We start from the raw sequence: 18,439 nt of genomic DNA, 5'->3' as shown, positions 1-18,439 counted from the left end.
AAAAAAATATATTATTCTTTTTCAGACATGCAATCCGTGCATATGCCGAAAAAGTCCAATCGGTGATTCAGAATTTTAAAATGGGTCTCTGATTCGACCTCGCTCTTCATATCATCCAGGCTGTCAAGATCCGGATCGACAATTTTTTTGCATTTTATACAAATCACGTGGGGATGGGGATAGGGCCTTTTCCCGTCGTACCGGTTCCTCCCATCCGGGAAGCCTATTTCAAGAACTTCACCAAGTGATTTAATTAATACAATATTTCTGTATACCGTGGCAAGACTCATGGTCGGAAAATCTATTTTAATTTCAGCATGGATATCTTCCACGCTGGGATGCCCGATGCTCTTGGACAGGATCTTGGCAATGGCCAGGCGCTGGGGGGTTATCTTATGGTGATGATCCCTCAGCTTTTGGGTGATGGCTTCAAATCTTTTTTGATGATCAGACAAAATGAGTTCCCGTATCTTAAATGATAATCTTTATTATTTGGCATTTATTATTCCTTGTCAAGTTTTTTAAAATTTTAATTGTGTATTTTAAAGCAGGATTTTGATGAATCAGGAAGATGCCCCGGTCCGCCGGTAGGCGTCACCAGGATTCAGACCGAAAGAATCCCCGGAAACAGGTCCATTTTACAGGCAGGGATAAAGGGGGCAGACCCGGTCCATTCAAAAGGGCGGGTCTGCCCCCTTTATTTCCAGTGACAGATCTTTTTATTAATTCCCTGTTTTTATCTTTACCGCCGGCCTTTGATCTGATTCAGGCCGAGCCCGTTTAATCGCCGCAGCATCCGGCCGGACTTTCTTCGGCGCAGGTGCAGCATGAACTTTGGTCCTGATCATTGCAACCCGGTGTGAGACCGTTTTCAATGGCCCCAAGGACATTCTCCAGAACCAGTTGGGCGGTTTCTCGCCGTTCCGCTTCCGGGACATCATCCATGTCCATGATATCCGTATATTTCCTGTAATAGGAAAGGGCGTCAAAGATGAGCAACTGCTCCCGGCTGAAAAGACCCTCCAGAATCCGTCCATGGCAGTGCAGAAAGCAGCCGTCAATCACAATTACTTTATCCGACTGCTGTGCCCATTTGGCCATTGCAGACTGGGGGACTGAAATGATTTCACCGTGGCATCCGCGTCCGTACCCTTCTTGTTTGGCCAGCATATTGGCGGCCAGCCGGGCGATTTCTCCCCGGATACATGATCCCTCACAGGAGATCACCGGGATCTGCTGTTCCTGGATCATTTGTTTTCCTGTGATTTCACCGATCGGGCAGACACTGCCCGTGTTTTCGAACTTTACAGATACATCTGAATACATACTTTTTCCTCCATCATTTGATTCATTCCTTTTATACCTCTTTCTCACCTTCGGCCATGCATGAGGCCATTGCGCCGGCCAAATGCGTCTCATCAAAATCGAATTTTTCTTCACGTACCAGGTGCTGGAAAGCCTCCCTGTTCCTGACATTTTTGACCCGGTCTCTAAATTCCGGATTTTCTTTCATTTTTTTCACGAATAATTTTGCGCTTTGCAGTCCCATATTTATCTCCTGTTGCCTGTTCGGATTTCCATGTTTTGACCTCCAACTAGGCCACGGCCCTGTCAACGAGTCTCAATTTCCTTTTTTCTTTTTGGGGGCTGGGAATAACCCTGCAGTCGGCAAAGGAGATATTCCCCGGCAGTTTAAATTTCAGCTTGGCATTCATAATGCCTGTGAACTCCATGCCCTCAATGACTTTGCAGCCATTGGGATTAACAGCCCCATGGACGGTTTCGGTGGCAGAGTCACATCCCAGAACAATGACGGCTTCATAGGGTTCTGCCTGCCGTTTCAATTCTTTTTGCCGGCCTGCAGTCCACATGCACATGAACCATTGGTGATAGAGCCGGCTTTTGAACACCTTGGTTTTCACCCCATTTTTCTTTAACCGGGTTTGCAGTTTCCCCAGGTAATTTTCAAAGGGCGCGGATTTGAACGGGTTTTTGAACATTTGCATAAACGGTTTTTTCTCTCTGACCGCCACCGTAATGGCCGGGCACATATTGCAGGGAACGATCAGGGCGGAACGGATTCCTGCGGTTTCTGAAATGATATCCAGATCATTAAAGTGCAATGGCATCTGTCTTCTCCTCTCCTAAAGGGTTTGAATGGCGCAGACCTTGGATTTGTTTACCGTGTTTTTACGCCTGCTATTTCCATTGACGCAGGAGGAAGGGAAAAGGATACGCTCTAATTTGGTTTTCCTGAAAAAATCGGGGTGTGAACATCGGATCCCAGGCAGAAAAGCCCGGACTTAAAAAATTATTTGGGAGGCTTGGGCAGGATTTGGGATTGTTTCCGGTCGCAGACCAGGGTGTTTTGTTCATTGATGTAAAAATCGCATCCCTGGTCAAGTAATTTTTTAAGCTTTTTCCTGGCGCGGTGAAGACGGATCTTTGCATTTTCCAGAGAAATGTCGAGGATCTGTGATATTTCCTTGTTCGTCAGGCCTTCCAGCTCACTGAGGGCGATGATGATTCTGTAGTCCGGGGGCAGTTTGTCCACAAATTCCTGGACACATTCACTCATCTCTTTGCGGATCAGATTTTGTTCGGTCGTATTGGATGCCTGCATCGTCCAGATATTCCGGCTTTCAATATCGGATTTTACTTCAATGGGGATGTGTTTTAATGAATGCTGATACGCCGCCGACCGCAGTTTATCGATGGCGGTATTGGTTGCTATGCGATACAGCCAGGTTGAAAGCTTGGAATCTTCTTTCAGGTTTCCAATATGCTCATTTGCTTTGTTGAACACCTCCTGGGCCACATCCTCGGCATCATTGGCCCCGACGATTCTGATCAGATAATGAACGATTTTATCGTGATACTCTTCGTGGATTTCATCGAATGTGTGCCTATCCTTCATGGTAAAATGATATTAAAATAATTTTGTTTTTGCAAAAAAAATCTTGATGCCTCCTGTTCTCCCGGAAAATCATTTCAAATCAAAAGAACAGGGCTTCGCAATCAGAGATTTTCGGCATCCGGGAACCGGGATATCCCGTTTTTTTCGAAAGGGAAGACGGAAAAAATTCCTGGAATCCTAAATGGTTATCAAATTTAAAAAAAAGATATTGAACGGTTTTTCATTCTCGTGGGTTGCGCTTGACAAGGCAAGTGACCCGGTATAAATAGGGAAATATCATTTGCAAGCGGTTCCGGAGCATGGTTCCGGAGCCTTACAAGGGAAAACAGTGAAATCCTGTTGCGGTCCCGCCGCCGTGAATGGTGACCTGTTCTGCCGTATGCCACTGTGTAATCATGGGAAGGCGCAGAAACGGGGATGACCCTAAGCCGGAAGACCTGCTTGTGAATATTGGTTTCTGAACAGCGCGGTACTGTGCAGAGGCATGACAGAGATTTTAAAAACGGAAGATCTCGGGGATTGGCCCCGGGATCTTTTTTTTTGTTACTACCGCAGGAACAAAAGGGATGAAAAGATGAAAAGGACCAATCTGAAATGGATGGGGTTGTTGATCGTGCTGCTGCTCTCTACAACAGGTTTTGCCCGGGATCTGCCGTCTGAAGAGTCTTATGAAATGGATACCGTGGTGGTAACGGCCAACAGAACCAAGGAAAGATTGAGGGATGTCAGTCAGAACATAACCATTTTCACGGAAAAGGAGATCCGGCAGTCCGGAGCGGTTTCAGTGACAGACCTGCTGAAAAAAGCCGGAATCCAGGTTTACAGTGACGGGGGGGCGAGCTACGGTAACGAAGGCGTGGTTATTCGCGGCGGCCGCAGTTCCATGCACGGGTTTGATATTGCCGGAGATATCCTGGTGCTGGTGGACGGCCACCGCACCGGTTCGGATTTTCTGGGAAATATCGGCCTGGAAAATGCAGAACGGATTGAGGTGATCCGGGGGCCCGGCGCAGTCCAGTACGGGGCGTCCGCCATGGGCGGGGTCATCAATGTCATTACCAAACGGGGAAAAGAAAAGCCGGAAGGATTTATTGAAGTCGGTTTCGGATCCTGGGGGGAAGAGCGGTATAAGGCCGGTGCGTCCGGGAAAAAGGGGAAGCTGGATTTCGCAGTCTCTGCGGCTTATTCTTCAAGGGATGACTATGAACTGGGAAATGGTGAAGATTTCGAGAACAGCGATGTGGAAGACCGGATCCGCTACAATTTTAATACCGGCTGGAATTTTAACGATACCAACCGCCTGGGCCTGACTGTCCAGGGAACCGATACCAACGATGCCGGCAAGGGAGAGGATGAGGCCAGAACCTATTATTACTATACCCGTCAGGACCGGGACAACCACTCCATTGACCTCTCCTACGAGGGGGGGAGCGAATCCGGTTCCACCACCTGGCTGACCCGCTATTTTCAGGGAGAGGTCAACTACGATTTGAAGCGGTTCACCAGTTCCAGCACCACCCAGGTGCCGTTGTCGGAAAACGCCAACCAGTTCCGGGGATCCCAGGCCCAGGTCAGCCATGATTTCGGCCTGTTCCGCACCATTGCCGGCATGGACTGGATGTCCTATGAGTTTGACCAGCGCCAGGACGGGGAGGCGGCCAGTGCAGCCAGGCAGAACACGGCCCGGAGCGATTTTGACAATATCGGCGGTTTCCTGCTGGGGGAGGTCCATCTGCTGGAAAAAGAAAACCTGACCCTGTCCGCCGGGATCCGGTACGATGATTTTGATGTTTCGGTGAATGCCCGGAAAATCAGAGAGGATGTGACCGTATCCAGGGATATCGAAAAAGACAGCTGGAACCCGTCCTTTGGGATTGCCTTCAGCCCCATTGATATTCTCAAACTGCGGGCCAATTACGCCCGGGCGTTTAAAATGCCTCTGCCCCGGCAGATGACCGGATACACCATCATGAAGACCACCCCCTTTGTGGGAAATCCGGATCTGGAGCCGGAAAAAAGCGACAACTATGATCTGGGATTTGATCTGGACTGGAAGTCCTGGTTTGTCTCTGCCACCTGGTTTTACAGCGATTATCAGGACATGATCGGATACGAGACCCACAGCAGCGCAGATGAGCATTACAATGCCAAGCATTACTGGTATTATAATGTGGATTCAGCCGAGATCCAGGGCATTGAACTGGGTGTGAAATTTGATCTGGCCCGGACCCTGGGATACACATTCCAGCTGGAACCCTATATCAACTGGACCCATCTGCTGGTGTTTGAAGACGGCAATGGCTGGAAGCTGCCGGACCGGTCCCGGGACAGCATCGGTACCGGCCTGGTCTTTGGGTCCCAGGAGGTCGGCCTGACCCTCAGCCTGGATGCCACCTATTACGGAACCCAGTTTACGGTTGACCGGGAAACCGGAAGCAGTACTGTCGAATCCCAGGAAAAGCTTGCGGATGTCGGAGATGCCTGGGTTCTGGATCTCTCCTGTACCCAGCGTCTTTTCAAGCTTGAAAGACATGGGGAAGTCCGGGTAAAGGCCTCCATCCACAACCTGTTTGACGAGTACTATTCCACCAACGAGGACAATTGGATGCCGGGCCGTTCTTTTTATCTGGGTCTGGAATACCGGCTTTGACGGCAGGCATCCAGGCCCTGGGTTGTACAACCTTCTGACAAAAGAATTGAACCCGCACCACCCGGCCTGGAACCGGGTGATCTTCCGGGAATCCGCCTCCGGCGGATTCCCGGCTTCAACTCTTTCCTGGGCTTTGCCCAGCCCTTTTATTCATAAAAAATCCCGCCGATATAGGTGACGGTATCCGGGCCGTTGTTATAGCTTAATCCGGCCTCCTTCATCAGCTTCATCACCTCAATGCCGTAGGCCTCCACCGAGACAATGGCATCCTCCGGGTTTCTGCAGGGTTCCTGCTGCCCGTAGGTGCATGTGTCGCACAGCTTGCAGGCCCCGGCGCCAAGGGCGAGGAATTCAAATCCGGGATCGGCCTTTTTTATTCTCTTTTTTAATTTGAGTATCCTTGACTGAAAATCCCTGCCGCCTTTCTGCATGCCTTCCCAGTCAAAACTGTCCTGGAGCGGATAGACCTTATCCAGAAGAAGGAAGCGGTGGAACAAAGAAAGCTGCCCTTGAAGATCCTCAATGGAGTCAACAGCCGGGGGACAGGTCCAGCTTTTCCTGAAATTACCGCACATGTTCTGTTCGCAGAGTTTTCGGACTTCCTGGCTGAAGGTCACCTGTGAAAAGGGAATGGCTTTGGAATGGTCAAAAAGATCCTGGATAAATGGCTCAAATTTTTTCATTAAAACTCCTGTATGCCGGTCAGTACCGCCGGCGGACGGCCTGTGATTTTTATGCAAGGCTGGAGTGTATTATAGATCCTTACCCCGGGGTGTGCAATCCTTTGCCGGTTCAAAATCCTGTCCCGGCCCGGATAAAGTCTTCGAATCCTATAATTTGGAATTTTTACACAATCCTTTTCACGGGATAGAATAATTATTTCTATATTTCTATATTTTTTTATCAAATATTCTCACACAATGTATTTTTTAATCAGATATAAATATAAGATTTCTAAATTTTTTTATTGACAATGATTCATATTATTATAATAGAATAGGAAAATCATTTGATTCATTCGGCTCAAAAAGACGGGATTATTATGACAAAAGAAGAAGTCCTTTCAAAATACAAGATTGGCGAACAGGTCAAAGTTGAAAGAAAGTCACTCGGATTAAGACAGGTCGATCTTGCAAAGATGGCAAATTTGCCTGCAAGTCATTTATCCGATATAGAAAGAGGATCTTCAATCCCCACCATTCCTACCTTGTATAAAATCGGGAAGGCTCTGGACAGACCGTTGGAGTATTTTTTTCAGGAGAGCAACGACCTCCCGCGTTCTCTGGGCATGGTCTTCCATGAAACTTCTCTTGCGGGCAGAGCGGTCCTGAAATTTGCCGATTTGGTAAAGGAAAAGTCCAAAGGAGAAGTCAATCTCCATATATATCATCAGGCCTCTTTGGGATCTACCAAGGATCAACTGACAAGTCTTTCCCAGGGAGGAATTCAACTATTTTCCGATACCCCCATCAGCTTTGAATATTATTCCAGAATATCGGGCCCTATCTTTTTGCCTTATTTTTTCAATGACCGGGCCCATTACTACAGGTTCATCCGAAGTCCGGTTTTCAATGATGAAATATATCTTCCCTTGTTGAAAAAAGGCATCCGGATTCTAAATCCGCAGTCCCATTGGGAGTGCGGAGATTATGAACTCTTATTTTCAAAAGAACCTATCTTCTCTCCCGAAGACCTGAAGGGGAAAAAAATGAGGACATATAATTCCGAAGCAGCCATTGCCCTGAGAAATGAACTGGGCGCGGAACCGGTCACGGTGGAATGGGAAGACGTGTTCCACAGCTTTGAAAGAGGAGATATCGATGTTTTTTTATGTCCGTCTTCCTATTTTGATTCCCTGAAGCTTCATCGGGTGGCCAAGTATGCAACTTTACTCAGATATGGATACACTGCGAATCTGATCATTGCCATGAGTGAAAAAGAGTACTCAAAACTGGGACCCTCCATACAAAAGGTTTTGGTTGATTCCGCCGGGGCCGCCGGGATTTATTGTTCTGATCTGGCCAATAGCCAAGCTGAAATAGATCTGAAAAACCTGTCTTCAAAAAACGGAGTCCCGGTCATCCAGCCAAACCACGCCCTTTGGCGCTCTGCGTTTAGGAATGCCATCATCCGTGTCTGCAACAAAGGTTTTCTCGATATCGATCTATACGAAAAAATACAAAATTTATAGGGAAGCCAGATGAAAAACAGGATCAACCAACGATTTTTAAATGCTTTGAACGGAGGAACCGCATTGGCCGTTCCCATTATTCTGGCCGGTGTCATCGTGGCTCTGTTTTTCGGGCCCGCGTTTGAGCGGATTTATATCGTATTTTTGATCAGCTTAATGGTTGTTATCGGGATGGGCGTTTACAGCGGCAATTCAGGGATCATGAGTTTTGGCCATCTGTCTTTTATGGCCGTAGGTGCCTATATATCAGGAATCTTAACGATTTCTACAAATTTGAAAAAGGTGTCTCTTCCCCTGCTGCCGGATTTTTTAAAAGGGATTGAGATCGGGCTTGTGCCTTCCATCCTGGTCGTCATCGGTATTACAATCGCCTTTGCCTGGATTTCCGGAAAAATATTGTCCAGGCTTGAAGGTTCCGCCGCCAGTATAGCAACACTTGGTTTATTGGTAATCGTCCATGGTCTGGTCATTGCCGCCAGGGAATTTACAAGGGGCAGTCAATCTTTTTTCGGAGTTCCCAGGGACACGAACCTGGCTCTTTGCATCGTCATATCAGCCCTGATCATTATCATTGCCCGTCTGTTTCGGGACTGTCTTCCCGGCCTGCAGCTCAGGGCATCCAGGGATGATCTCGCCGCAGCAGAATCCATCGGTATCAACGCAAAGAAGCGAAGACTTCAGGCCTGGATCATCAGTGCTGTGATGGTGGCGGTTGCCGGGGTTCTCCTGGGTCATTTTCTAGGCACATTCTCCCCTAAGAAATTCTATTTTGTAGATACATTCGCCCTTCTTGCCATGCTCATCATAGGGGGCATGGAAAGTGTCAGCGGTGCAATCTTTGGTACGGTTCTGATTACCATCGCATCTGAATTTCTGCGTCGCCTTGAAACCGGGTTTGTGGTGTTCGGCGTCCAGATACCGGAAATTTTCGGCACAACACAGGTGGGAATAGGGCTTGTGATACTTTTTGTAATGTACTTTAGATCCGACGGTCTGCTGGGCCGGTTTGAAATCGATCACCTGTTCAGAAGGAAAAAATCCTTTGCGCCGAATAGAGAAAACTCTGTTGATTTTGAACAGATCGTTGGCCGCCAAAGCAGTGAAGGATGTCTCCAGGCGGAGAATGTCGTGATGAACTTTTCAGGCCTGAAGGCCGTTGACCAGGTCAGTATGAAGCTTTTTCCAAATGAGATCGTCGGTCTTATCGGCCCCAACGGGTCCGGGAAGACCACTTTGTTGAATATCTTGTCCGGAGTCCTCGAGAGTACTGCCGGCTCTGTTTCCATAGACAAAACGGATGTTACCGGGATGAAATCATATGAGATTGCCCGCCTCAATGTCTCCAGGACCTTTCAAAATATTAAGTTGTTTTCGGGACTGACCGTCAGGGAGCATATTGAGGTGGCAGCCGTGAGTTCAGGGGGGGGAGATGATTCGTCAGCCGGGGATCTTATCTCTGCGCTTCTCAGGTTCATGGGACTTGAAAAAGAGGCTTCCCGGCTTGCCGTTGAGCTTCCCTACGGACTGCAGAGAAAAGTTGAGATCGCAAGAGCTCTGGCTCTTAAGCCAAAGTTTTTACTCCTTGATGAGCCGGCTGCGGGAATGAACTCGGACGAATCCCGGCAATTGATGAAGGAACTATTGAAGCTCAGGGATGATATGGGGATAGGGGTGCTGATCATTGACCATGATATGGACATGATGATGGACCTGTGCGACCGGTTGATTGTCTTAAACGAAGGTCGTTTGCTTGCCCAGGGGACACCCCGGGTGATCAAAAATCATCCCGGGGTCATTGAGGCCTACATGGGAAGGAAAAGGAAAAATTAAACAACGGAAAACAACCTCTATTACAGGTTTGACTGAAACTCTAAATCAAATGAAGGAGAGACAAATGGGGAATGTAAAAAGACTGCATCAACGGATTGTTATTGTGACCGCTATTTTTCTTATGGCTTTCAGTGCGGCAGATGCCCAAACGCTCCGGGTAGGGCTGGCCACCGCCCAGACCGGGGGACTGGCTCCCTATGATGCGCCGGTAATGGAAGGTTTTAAAATTGCAATTGATGAAATAAATCAAAAAGGGGGCATCAACGGAAATATAAAAATAGAACTGGTGATGCGGGATGTCCGTTCCGATGTTGCCCAGACAGCGGTCGCAGCACAGGAATTGATGGATGCAAAAGTGGACATCCTGGTTACCCCCTGTGATGCAGACCCCTCCTTTGCCGCATCACAGATTGCCCAGGAAGCCGGTGTTCCGGCATTTTCAACATGTGCTTCTTCTCCCACGCTTCCACTCATGGGCGGCGATTATATGTTTGCAAATTTTCCAGGGGATAATGTGCAGGCGACGGTTTCTGCCTCTTGGGCAATCGAACAGGGGTTCAAGACCGTATATCTGCTCTATTCTCCTGATACCCAATATACCACAATGCCTCTATATTTCGGGGATGTCTTTACAAAATTGGGCGGTAAAATCGTCGGCAAGGATGAATATAAAATGAGCCAGCAGAACTTTTCATCCGAGGTGGCAAAGATCAAGCGGTTAAACCCCCAGCCGGATGTGATCATGACCTCTGCATATGAACCTGATTTTCCGGCGTTTATCCGTCAGCTGCGGGCCGCCGGAATCAAATCCCAGGTCATCGGAAGTGACGGGATTGATTCCCCGACAACCTTTTCCTTGGGTGATGCCGTGGAAGGCCTGGTATTTACAACGGCAGGTCATGCCCTGCCGGGAAATGCCCTGGACAAGTTTAACCAAAAGTATGAAAAAGTATATGGAAAAAAATCGGAAACGGTTTTCAATGCCATCGGGTATGATCTTGCAAAAGTAATTGAAGCGGCTGTTATGAAATGCGGATCAACAGAGGGAAAAAAGATCAGGGATGCCGTGGCCGAACTCGAAAATGTCCAGGGTGCAACCGGAAAAATCACATATAAAGGAACCAATGGAATGCCTCTGCGCCAGGTGGCGTTGATAAAAGTTAAAAAAGGCGGCCGGGAACTGGTGGAATTGAAATCACCCGACGCAGCTCTTGTTCCGGAAGCCCGAATGAATTAAGTCTGTCATGGCGATATTAAACATAAAAAATCTATCTGTAAACTATGGACCGGTGGCGGCCGTGAAGGGGATTGATCTTTCCGTGGCACAAGGAAAGATCATCGCCATTCTCGGTGCAAACGGCGCCGGAAAATCTTCAACGGTCAATGCAATATCCGGACTTGTTGCCCATCATGCAGACCGAATAAGCTTCAAGGAAAAAAGTATCCTGGCCCTGGGAACGGAACAGAGGATAAAGCAGGGAATTACCATGATTCCCGAGGGACGGAGGGTTTTTCCCTCCCTCAGCGTAAAGGAAAACCTTTTATTGGGCGGATATCTTTTAAAATCAAATAAGGCCGAGCTGGAAACCACCCTGGAAAAAATGTACGCGCTTTTTCCCATCCTTGCGGAACGGAACACCCAGCTTGCCGCAACACTTTCCGGCGGACAGCAGCAGCAGCTTGCCATTGCAAGGGCCCTGATGAGCCGCCCGGAAATCATCATGTTTGACGAGCCCTCCCTTGGCCTTGCCCCAAAGATCGTTGAAACGATTTTTGATCTCCTGGTCAAGCTGAAGGAGGATGGAAACACCCTTCTTGTGGTAGAGCAGAATGTCGGGATGATTCTTGATGTGGCAGACTATGTCTATGTTATGGCCAACGGAGAGATTCGCTCCCAGGGAACCGTGGATGAGCTGGGAGAAACCGAGGCCATAAAAAGAGCATACTTGGGAGGAAAGCCATAGATGGATTATTTTTTTCAACAGACAATCAACGCCGTTTCCCTGGGGGGGACCTATGCCTTGCTGGCACTTGGAATGGCGGTGATTTTTTCGATAATGGGAATGATCAATTTTGCCCATGGCGAGTTGATGACCATTACGGGATATGCGTTGTTTTTCTCCATAACATCAGGAATCCCATGGTACTTTGCGGTTCCTTTGGGACTCCTGGCCGGGATACTTGCGGCAACGGCAATGGAGGCCATCGCATTTCGTCCTGTCCGGGGCGCAAATGGAGCCACTCTTCTTGTGACGAGCTTTGCCGTCAGCGGAATCCTTCAGGTCCTGTTTCAGAATCTGATATCCACCCGGCCCAAAGCGGTCCCGCTTCCCGAGTTCCTGAGCAACTCCATCGCCATTGGGCCGCTGAGTATCGGAATAAACCAGACATTATCCATTTTTGCCACCATTTGCACCCTTGCTTTTTTGATTTTCTTTTTTAAAAAGACCTTTATCGGGATGGCAATGCGGTCTGCCGCTGAAGATTTTCCGGTGACCAGGCTCATGGGTATACCGGCCAATGCCGTGGTCTCCGGAGCATTTGCCATTTCAGGACTGTTGGCGGCAATCGCCGGAATTCTGTGGGTGGCCCAGCGGGCTTCCGTTGACCCTTTAATGGGATTTGTGCCGGTGGTCAAAGCCTTTATCGCAGCGATTCTGGGAGGACTCGGAAGCCTGACCGGCGCAGTTGCCGGGGGCTTTTCCCTTGGTTTTATCGAAATTTACCTTTCGGCATTTCTTCCCCATGCTCTTCAGGCTTACAAGGAGCCCCTGGGGCTTTTTCTGGTGATATTGATTCTGGTCTGGAAACCAAATGGTCTCATTCCCGCAGTAAAGATGGGGATTGACAAATGATCACGCCCATCCGGCCGGAAGAAAAAATGCTGCTGCCAGAAGAGCCAGACCCTGTGGGTATATATAACCCGGTGGAAAATGCATCCTTTCTTTTTCTTTGTGAACATGCGGAAAACCGTATCCCGGCTGCTTTGGACATGCTGGGCCTGCCCCGGTCGGAAATCAACCGACACATCGGATGGGATATCGGTGCATTGGAAACGGCAAAGGCGCTTGCAAAAAGATTAAATGCTCCGCTGTTTTTTCAAAGGTATTCCAGGCTTGTCATCGACTGCAACCGTCCCCTGGAGAGTGGGGGGCTGATTCCCCAAAAAAGTGAATCAACCCTCATCCCGGGCAATAAAGAGGTTTCAGAATCAGAACGGATACAGCGGATCGATGAAATATGGAATCCATACCAGCAGGCGGTTCGAAACTATCTGGAAAAAAAGAAACCACCCAAACCGTTCGTTATCACCATGCATAGTTTCACGCCGGTTTTCAGGGGTGAAAAACGACCCTGGGAGGTCGGCCTGCTGTACAACCGGTGTCCGGAAACGGCGGCCGTATTAAAAGAACGGCTGCGGGTCAATGCGCCCGGTGTGAACATCGGAATGAATCAACCCTATTCCGTTTCCGACGAAGAGGATTATACAATTCCGATATTTGGAGAGACCATGGGGTTTTACCATGTCCTTGTTGAAATCAGGCAGGATCTGATTGATGAGAGAGCCAAACGCGAAAAATGGATCAATCTTTTTTTAAAAGCGTTCAGGGATCTGGAAAATTATTTTTAGGAGAGACAAAAAAGCAAATGGGAAAGCTATCGCGCAACGTTCCTCTCAGGAAGAATAAAAGTGTCCTGTTGATTGTGGATGTTCAGAATTTTTGCTGCACAAGAGAAGGGGGGGAATATCAGGGCCTGACCCCGGAGGAATTTGAGAAACACGACTATTTTTTCAAGAGACTTCAAAATGAAGTGCTCCCCAATATAAAAAAGATCCAGACCGCTTTCAGGAATGCGGATATGGAAGTCATGTTCACTGTTATTGAAAGCCTTACTGAGGACGGGCGTGACAGGGGGCTTGACTATAAGATAACCGGTTTTAATGTCCCGAAAGGCTCTCCGGATGCAAAGGTTGTCAAGGAAATCGAGCCTTTCCATGATGAAATCATCATTCCCAAGACCTCATCCAGTGTATTTAATTCCACCAATATAGATTATGTGCTGCGCAATTTAAACTGCCGGCATCTGGTGGTCTGCGGTGTTGTCACAGACCAATGCGTAGAAAGCGCGGTCAGGGATGCATGCGATTTAAATTATCTGGTCACCCTGGTGCCGGATGCATGTGCCACCATCACCCCGGAACGCCACATCAATTCTTTGAATGCAATTAAAGGATACTGCAGGCAGGTCAGTACGGATGATCTGGTTCATGAGATCCATACCCATATAGAGCAGGAGAAAAAACAATGATCAGAACCGATTTGGTAATGATAGTGACCAGCGATATATCAGGACAGGTCCGGGGCAAGGGGTTTCCTGTTTCAAACCTCGAAAAAAGACTCAAACGGGGAATGGGATGGGTCCCGACAAATGTTCAGATTACCTGTTTAAACAGTATCGCGGAAAGCCCCTATGGCTCGGTGGGGGATCTCATCCTTGTGCCTGACGAAAAAACCGAAGTAAAAGTGGATTTTGAGGATAACGGGGCGGTTGAGCATTTTTTCATCGGTGATATCCTTCATTTGGACGGATCTCCATGGGAATGCTGCACCCGGGGCCTTGCCCAAAAAGCCCTGGCAGATCTTGAAGAAGAAACCGGATTGTTTTTCAACTCCACGTTTGAGCATGAGTTCTTTTATACAGGAGCCGATCAGACCGGTTGGAACGGGTTCGGTCTGGAGAGCTACCGGAAAAATTCTCTATTTGCCCAGACCTTTGTATCTGCCCTTGAAAAAGCAGGGGTGGATACAGACACTTTTCTGCCTGAGTTCGGTCCGGGACAGTTTGAGGTGACCACTTCTCCCTGCGTGGGAATCCGATCTGCAGACCAGAGCCTTATCCTAAGGGAGGTTGCCCGGGCAACCGCAGATAGATTCAATGAACGGGTCAGTTTCTCACCAATGGTCAAATCCGACAGTGTTGGAAACGGGGTTCATATCCATTTCAGTCTGCTGGACAGGGAGAATAAAGCTGTGACCTATGATCGATCCAATAAGCAGGGGCTCGGTGAGAAAGCCGGCATGTTCTGTGCCGGTGTTTTAAAATACATGCCGGCCATTACCGCATTAATGGCCCCGGGCGTTCTCTCCTATCAAAGATTGACCCCCCATAAATGGAGTGCCGCATTCAATAATCTGGCTGTCCAGGACAGGGAAGCCGGACTCAGGATCTGTCCGGTCATAGAAATCAAAGGGAAAGCAGGGAAAACAGCGGATCAGTATAATCTGGAATACCGTGCGGCTGACGCATCTGCCAGCCCCTACCTTCAAATTGCAGCCCTGGTAAGGGCCGGATTGCAGGGGATCAAGGATCAACTTCCCATACCTGAAGCGACTCAAGGCGATTTAAGTCTGATGTCCAAGGAGGAGTTAGAGAAAATGGGGGTCACAAGGCTCCCGCAATCCCTTGACCAGGCACTTGAGCTTTTTGAAAATGAATCGATAATAAAAGAATGGTTTCCCGGAAATTTTCAGGATGTCTATCTAAAACATAAATATCAGGAAATAAAAGATACCCGTGAAATCGAACCGGAAAAACTCTATGCGCTTTATGGCAGGGTATATTGATCACCCAAAGGCTGTGGATAATCAATTCATTACATTTGGACTCTGCGCAGACTCAGGGAGGAGCAGAGGTTTTCGCGGATTGGATTCCTTCGGGCGGCAGGACGTCGCGGGAGAAGGGATCCCCCTCGGAGAAAATCATGGATGATTTTCGAGAATGAGCGCAAAATCTTTGCTCCTCCCGGAATGAATCGGAATGTTATTTTCAGAACTGCTATAAAACTATATTTTTTTAAGCATCTTTTCAACGATGGTCCCGAAAATCTGCTGTTCCTCATCGGTTAAATCAGCGACAATCTCCCGGGTCATTTGAATATGAAAATGGTGGTGCTGCTTAAAATAGGCCCGGCCGGATTCGGTTAATTCGATGAGAAAGGCTCTTCGGTCGGTTTTACAGGGGTTGCGGACCAGCAGCTTTTTTTCCTCCAGCCGGTCCACGGCAACGGTCAAAGTTCCTGTGGTGACCCCGATTTTCTGGGCAAGGTCTTTCATCTTGATGGGGCCGGCATGGCCTACGATTTCGATGGTGTGCGCCTGGGCCGTGGTCAATCCGGAATCCCGGACAACGGAATCTTCCCAGGAAGAGAGCCTTTCATAAAATTCGACAATGATCTTCGATAATTGGGTAAGGTCCATACTCTTTCCTGATCCTGATTAAAATAAATTTTCTTTTATCTATCATAAGTCATGTCCCATGACAATAAGAATTGTTTGATTATCAAAATACTTGACGACCCATATGATTTTGTGTATTTAGCTCTTCTTATATATTGAGGTGCAATATATTTGATTGTCAAACAAAGAGGGTTTTATGATTGGAAGACATGGAAAACTGAATGTTTATAAAGAGATCTTTTCATCCGAGGATTTTATAAAAACAGCGGCCGGGGCGGCATTGATCCCTGCTGCCTTTGTGTTGAAATCCGTTCGGATCCAGAGTATTCCCCTTGTCACTCCCATGGATCTTATCCTGATTCTGTCGGTGGTGATCAATGGATTTCCCATTATCATCGAGGCGGTCAAAGGCATCATGAAAAGACAGGTCAACGTGGATGAGCTGGTCTCCATTGCCATTGTCGCCTGCCTGCTCAACGGCAACTTTCTGGAGGCCGCCATTGTTTCGGCCATCATGGTCACCGGTGCCCTCATTGAAGAGGCGGTCAGCGATTCGGCCAGAAATGCCATTGAGGGGTTGATCCAGATGACTCCGGATACAGCCATCCGTGAAAAAGAAGGAAAAGAAGAAGAGGTTACGGTTTCCCGGATCGCCAGGGGCGACATCATGATTGTCAAGCCGGGAAGCGTTATTCCGGTGGACGGAATCGTGATCGAGGGGATCACGGCCGTGGATGAATCCGCAGTCACCGGTGAACCCATTCCCAAACAGAAAAATCATGGAGACCAGGTCTGGGCCGGGACTGTGAGCACCGATGGATTTATCCGGGTCCGGGCCGAACGGGTGGGGGAGAATTCCACCATGGGAAAGATCGTCTCCATGGTCACGGCAGCGGAACAGTCCAAAGTGGAAACCGCCAAGATCGTGGATAAATATGCGGGATGGTTCACACCGGTGATCCTTTCCGCAGCCGTTTTGACCTTTCTGGTCACCCGGGACATGGAAAGGGCCGTCACGGTTTTGATCGTGGGCTGCCCCTGCTCCTTTCTCCTGGCCGGGCCCGTGGCCACGGTTTCTGCCATAGGACGGGCGGCCAGGGAGGGAATCCTGGTCAAGGGGGGAATCTATCTGGAAAATATCGCCAAAGCCACAGGGGTGTTTTTTGATAAAACCGGTACCTTGACCCAAGGGGTTCCCGAGGTGAAAAAGGTCATCCCCCTTCCCGGTACAGATGAAGATTTTCTGATTCAGACGGCAGCTTCCATTGAGCAGAAGATGAATCATCCCCTGGCCCGGGCCATTGTCCGGAAGGCAGAGGAACTTTCCCTGACGCCTTCCCGGGCCTCGGATGTCGTCAATATCCCGGGCCTCGGGATCAAGGGGCTCGTGGAGGGACTCCCCGTTGAAATCATCACAACGGAAAAGCATTCAGACCCGTGCTACACCTGTGTGGAAGTCAAAGTGAATCATGGGATCAGAGGATATATCTGCATGCAGGACCAGGCCAGGCCCGCTGCCGCGGCAACCATCCGGGAACTCAGATCCCTGGGTGTGGAAGATATCGCCGTGATCTCCGGAGATCAGGATGAACCGGTAAAGGCGGTCTGTGACAAGATCTGCATTGAAACGGCCCATGCCCGGCAGTCCCCGGCGGATAAGCTGGACCGGATATCCGGATATAAAAAAGGCTGCCTGGTCTATGTGGGGGACGGGATCAACGATGCCCCTGCCTTAAAAGCCGCTGACACCGGGATCGCCATGGGCCTGAACGGATCCGACGCCGCCCTTGAAACCGCTGATATCGTCCTCATGAACGACCGCCTGGATAAACTCGGCTTTCTCTTTTCCCTGAGCCGGACCATGTGCCGGGTCATCCGGATCAGCATCTGGATCAGCTTTCTCATCAATCTGTTTTCCGTATTTGCCGGATCCATGGGATGGCTCACACCGATCCTGGGGGCCGTCACACACAACATCGGATCCATCCTTGTGGTGGGGCTCTCGGCCTCCATCGGCTATTTTGCAAAGATGAAAAGCCCGGATATTTCATGAGATTGTAACGTCCTTTTTTTGGGGAGCCGGAGGAGATTTTTCTTAGGCTCCCATTTTTTCTCCTTTGACACCTTTGTCCTGCTGCCGGCTCCGGCACTTTCCAATGATCGCTAAAACAGAAAAACCGGTCAGCCAAAACCGGTCAGGTTCGTTTTTAGCAGATAAACGGTAAAAAAAGGCCGATTATCTGCCATGAACTCTTGTTTCCGGCAGAATCGGCAAGTGTTTTCCTGTCCGTTGGTTCAATTTTGTGTGATTCTCCCTCAATCATAAGGAGTTATGAATGGGTATTGATTTGCTGATTTTTTTTCGCAAAGCATCCGGGTCACCAAAAATATGGGATTTTCATGGAAAATTTTCGATTCGGGCGCGGTCATAAAATTCAAATATTTTTATAACCTATTAAAAATACAATAAATTCTATTTATTCCCAATAAATTTCTTTTTAAATTATCCCTGGCACCCCCTTTGCAATACCTATGGAGTCCCGCCGGATCTTCTCCTTCGGATTTGTTGAAGAAAGGGCGGTTGGATTCTGTAGAAAAACAAACCAGGGGTG

The 18,439-nt window shown here is 48.6% G+C and carries 17 protein-coding genes and 1 riboswitch; of the genes, 10 read left to right on the top strand and 7 right to left on the bottom strand.

The features are described from left to right. Positions 1–11: 11 nt before the first annotated feature. From F608_RS0109600 to F608_RS0109575, 5 genes are all read right to left on the bottom strand, one after another. Positions 12–455: a Fur family transcriptional regulator gene (locus F608_RS0109600; protein WP_022665416.1), complete on the bottom strand. Its 444-nt coding sequence runs from the start codon at positions 453–455 to the stop codon at positions 12–14. Between the two features lie 325 nt (positions 456–780). Beyond that, the gene (locus tag F608_RS0109590; RefSeq protein ID WP_022665414.1) at positions 781–1,326 is read right to left on the bottom strand and encodes a putative zinc-binding protein; all 546 of its coding nucleotides are present in this window, start codon (positions 1,324–1,326) and stop codon (positions 781–783) included. Positions 1,327–1,357: 31 nt separating this feature from the next. Then, a complete protein-coding gene (locus tag F608_RS0109585) occupies positions 1,358–1,549 on the bottom strand; it encodes a Nif11-like leader peptide family natural product precursor (RefSeq protein ID WP_022665413.1) in 192 nt (63 codons plus the stop codon). 46 nt (positions 1,550–1,595) lie between these two features. Next, positions 1,596–2,129, bottom strand: a complete 534-nt coding sequence (locus F608_RS0109580; protein WP_022665412.1) for a hypothetical protein — start codon at positions 2,127–2,129, stop codon at positions 1,596–1,598. Positions 2,130–2,311: 182 nt separating this feature from the next. Continuing rightward, on the bottom strand, positions 2,312–2,917 hold the full coding sequence (locus F608_RS0109575; RefSeq protein WP_022665411.1) for an RNA polymerase sigma factor: 606 nt from the start codon (positions 2,915–2,917) through the stop codon (positions 2,312–2,314). A gap of 270 nt (positions 2,918–3,187) precedes the next feature. Beyond that, positions 3,188–3,376: riboswitch (cobalamin riboswitch) on the top strand. A 115-nt stretch (positions 3,377–3,491) separates the two neighbouring features. On the opposite strand from F608_RS0109575, the gene F608_RS0109560 reads away from it, so the two are divergent. Then, positions 3,492–5,567, top strand: coding sequence for a TonB-dependent receptor plug domain-containing protein (locus tag F608_RS0109560; RefSeq protein WP_161626841.1), 2,076 nt, complete (start codon positions 3,492–3,494; stop codon positions 5,565–5,567). Positions 5,568–5,713: 146 nt separating this feature from the next. Here F608_RS0109560 and F608_RS0109555 read toward each other — a convergent pair whose 3' ends face one another. Continuing rightward, the gene (locus tag F608_RS0109555) at positions 5,714–6,250 is read right to left on the bottom strand and encodes a DUF2284 domain-containing protein (protein ID WP_022665408.1); all 537 of its coding nucleotides are present in this window, start codon (positions 6,248–6,250) and stop codon (positions 5,714–5,716) included. A 359-nt stretch (positions 6,251–6,609) separates the two neighbouring features. Between F608_RS0109555 and dctP the strand changes: the two genes are divergently transcribed. The 8 genes from dctP (at position 6,610) to F608_RS0109515 (ending at position 15,215) form a co-directional block, all read left to right on the top strand. Then, positions 6,610–7,758, top strand: coding sequence for a TRAP transporter substrate-binding protein DctP (gene dctP, locus F608_RS34595; RefSeq protein WP_153307475.1), 1,149 nt, complete (start codon positions 6,610–6,612; stop codon positions 7,756–7,758). Between the two features lie 9 nt (positions 7,759–7,767). After that, entirely contained in the window at positions 7,768–9,588 is a 1,821-nt protein-coding gene (locus F608_RS31325) for a branched-chain amino acid ABC transporter ATP-binding protein/permease (RefSeq protein ID WP_022665406.1), read from the top strand. A 64-nt stretch (positions 9,589–9,652) separates the two neighbouring features. Then, a complete protein-coding gene (locus tag F608_RS0109540; protein ID WP_022665405.1) occupies positions 9,653–10,825 on the top strand; it encodes an ABC transporter substrate-binding protein in 1,173 nt (390 codons plus the stop codon). A 7-nt stretch (positions 10,826–10,832) separates the two neighbouring features. After that, positions 10,833–11,552, top strand: a complete 720-nt coding sequence (locus F608_RS0109535; protein ID WP_022665404.1) for an ABC transporter ATP-binding protein — start codon at positions 10,833–10,835, stop codon at positions 11,550–11,552. Beyond that, complete coding sequence (locus F608_RS0109530; protein ID WP_022665403.1) at positions 11,553–12,443, top strand: branched-chain amino acid ABC transporter permease; 891 nt, start codon at positions 11,553–11,555, stop codon at positions 12,441–12,443. Then, a complete protein-coding gene (locus F608_RS31320; protein WP_022665402.1) occupies positions 12,440–13,219 on the top strand; it encodes an N-formylglutamate amidohydrolase in 780 nt (259 codons plus the stop codon). Before F608_RS0109530 ends, F608_RS31320 begins: the two co-directional genes overlap by 4 nt. Before the next feature lie 17 nt (positions 13,220–13,236). Continuing rightward, positions 13,237–13,899: a cysteine hydrolase family protein gene (locus F608_RS0109520; protein WP_022665401.1), complete on the top strand. Its 663-nt coding sequence runs from the start codon at positions 13,237–13,239 to the stop codon at positions 13,897–13,899. Further along, positions 13,896–15,215 (top strand): type I glutamate--ammonia ligase, encoded by a 1,320-nt coding sequence (locus tag F608_RS0109515; protein ID WP_022665400.1) that lies wholly within the window; start codon positions 13,896–13,898, stop codon positions 15,213–15,215. Before F608_RS0109520 ends, F608_RS0109515 begins: the two co-directional genes overlap by 4 nt. A 219-nt stretch (positions 15,216–15,434) precedes the next feature. On the opposite strand, the gene F608_RS0109510 is transcribed toward F608_RS0109515, so the two are convergent. After that, positions 15,435–15,848 (bottom strand): MarR family winged helix-turn-helix transcriptional regulator, encoded by a 414-nt coding sequence (locus F608_RS0109510; protein WP_022665399.1) that lies wholly within the window; start codon positions 15,846–15,848, stop codon positions 15,435–15,437. A gap of 175 nt (positions 15,849–16,023) precedes the next feature. Between F608_RS0109510 and F608_RS0109505 the strand changes: the two genes are divergently transcribed. Further along, complete coding sequence (locus F608_RS0109505) at positions 16,024–17,880, top strand: heavy metal translocating P-type ATPase (protein WP_022665398.1); 1,857 nt, start codon at positions 16,024–16,026, stop codon at positions 17,878–17,880. Positions 17,881–18,439: the final 559 nt, after the last annotated feature.

The organism is Desulfospira joergensenii DSM 10085, assembly GCF_000420085.1.
GTDB lineage: Bacteria > Desulfobacterota > Desulfobacteria > Desulfobacterales > Desulfobacteraceae > Desulfospira > Desulfospira joergensenii.
Note: the sequence above shows the minus strand (reverse complement) of the source record. Positions and strands in the feature narration are given on the sequence as shown.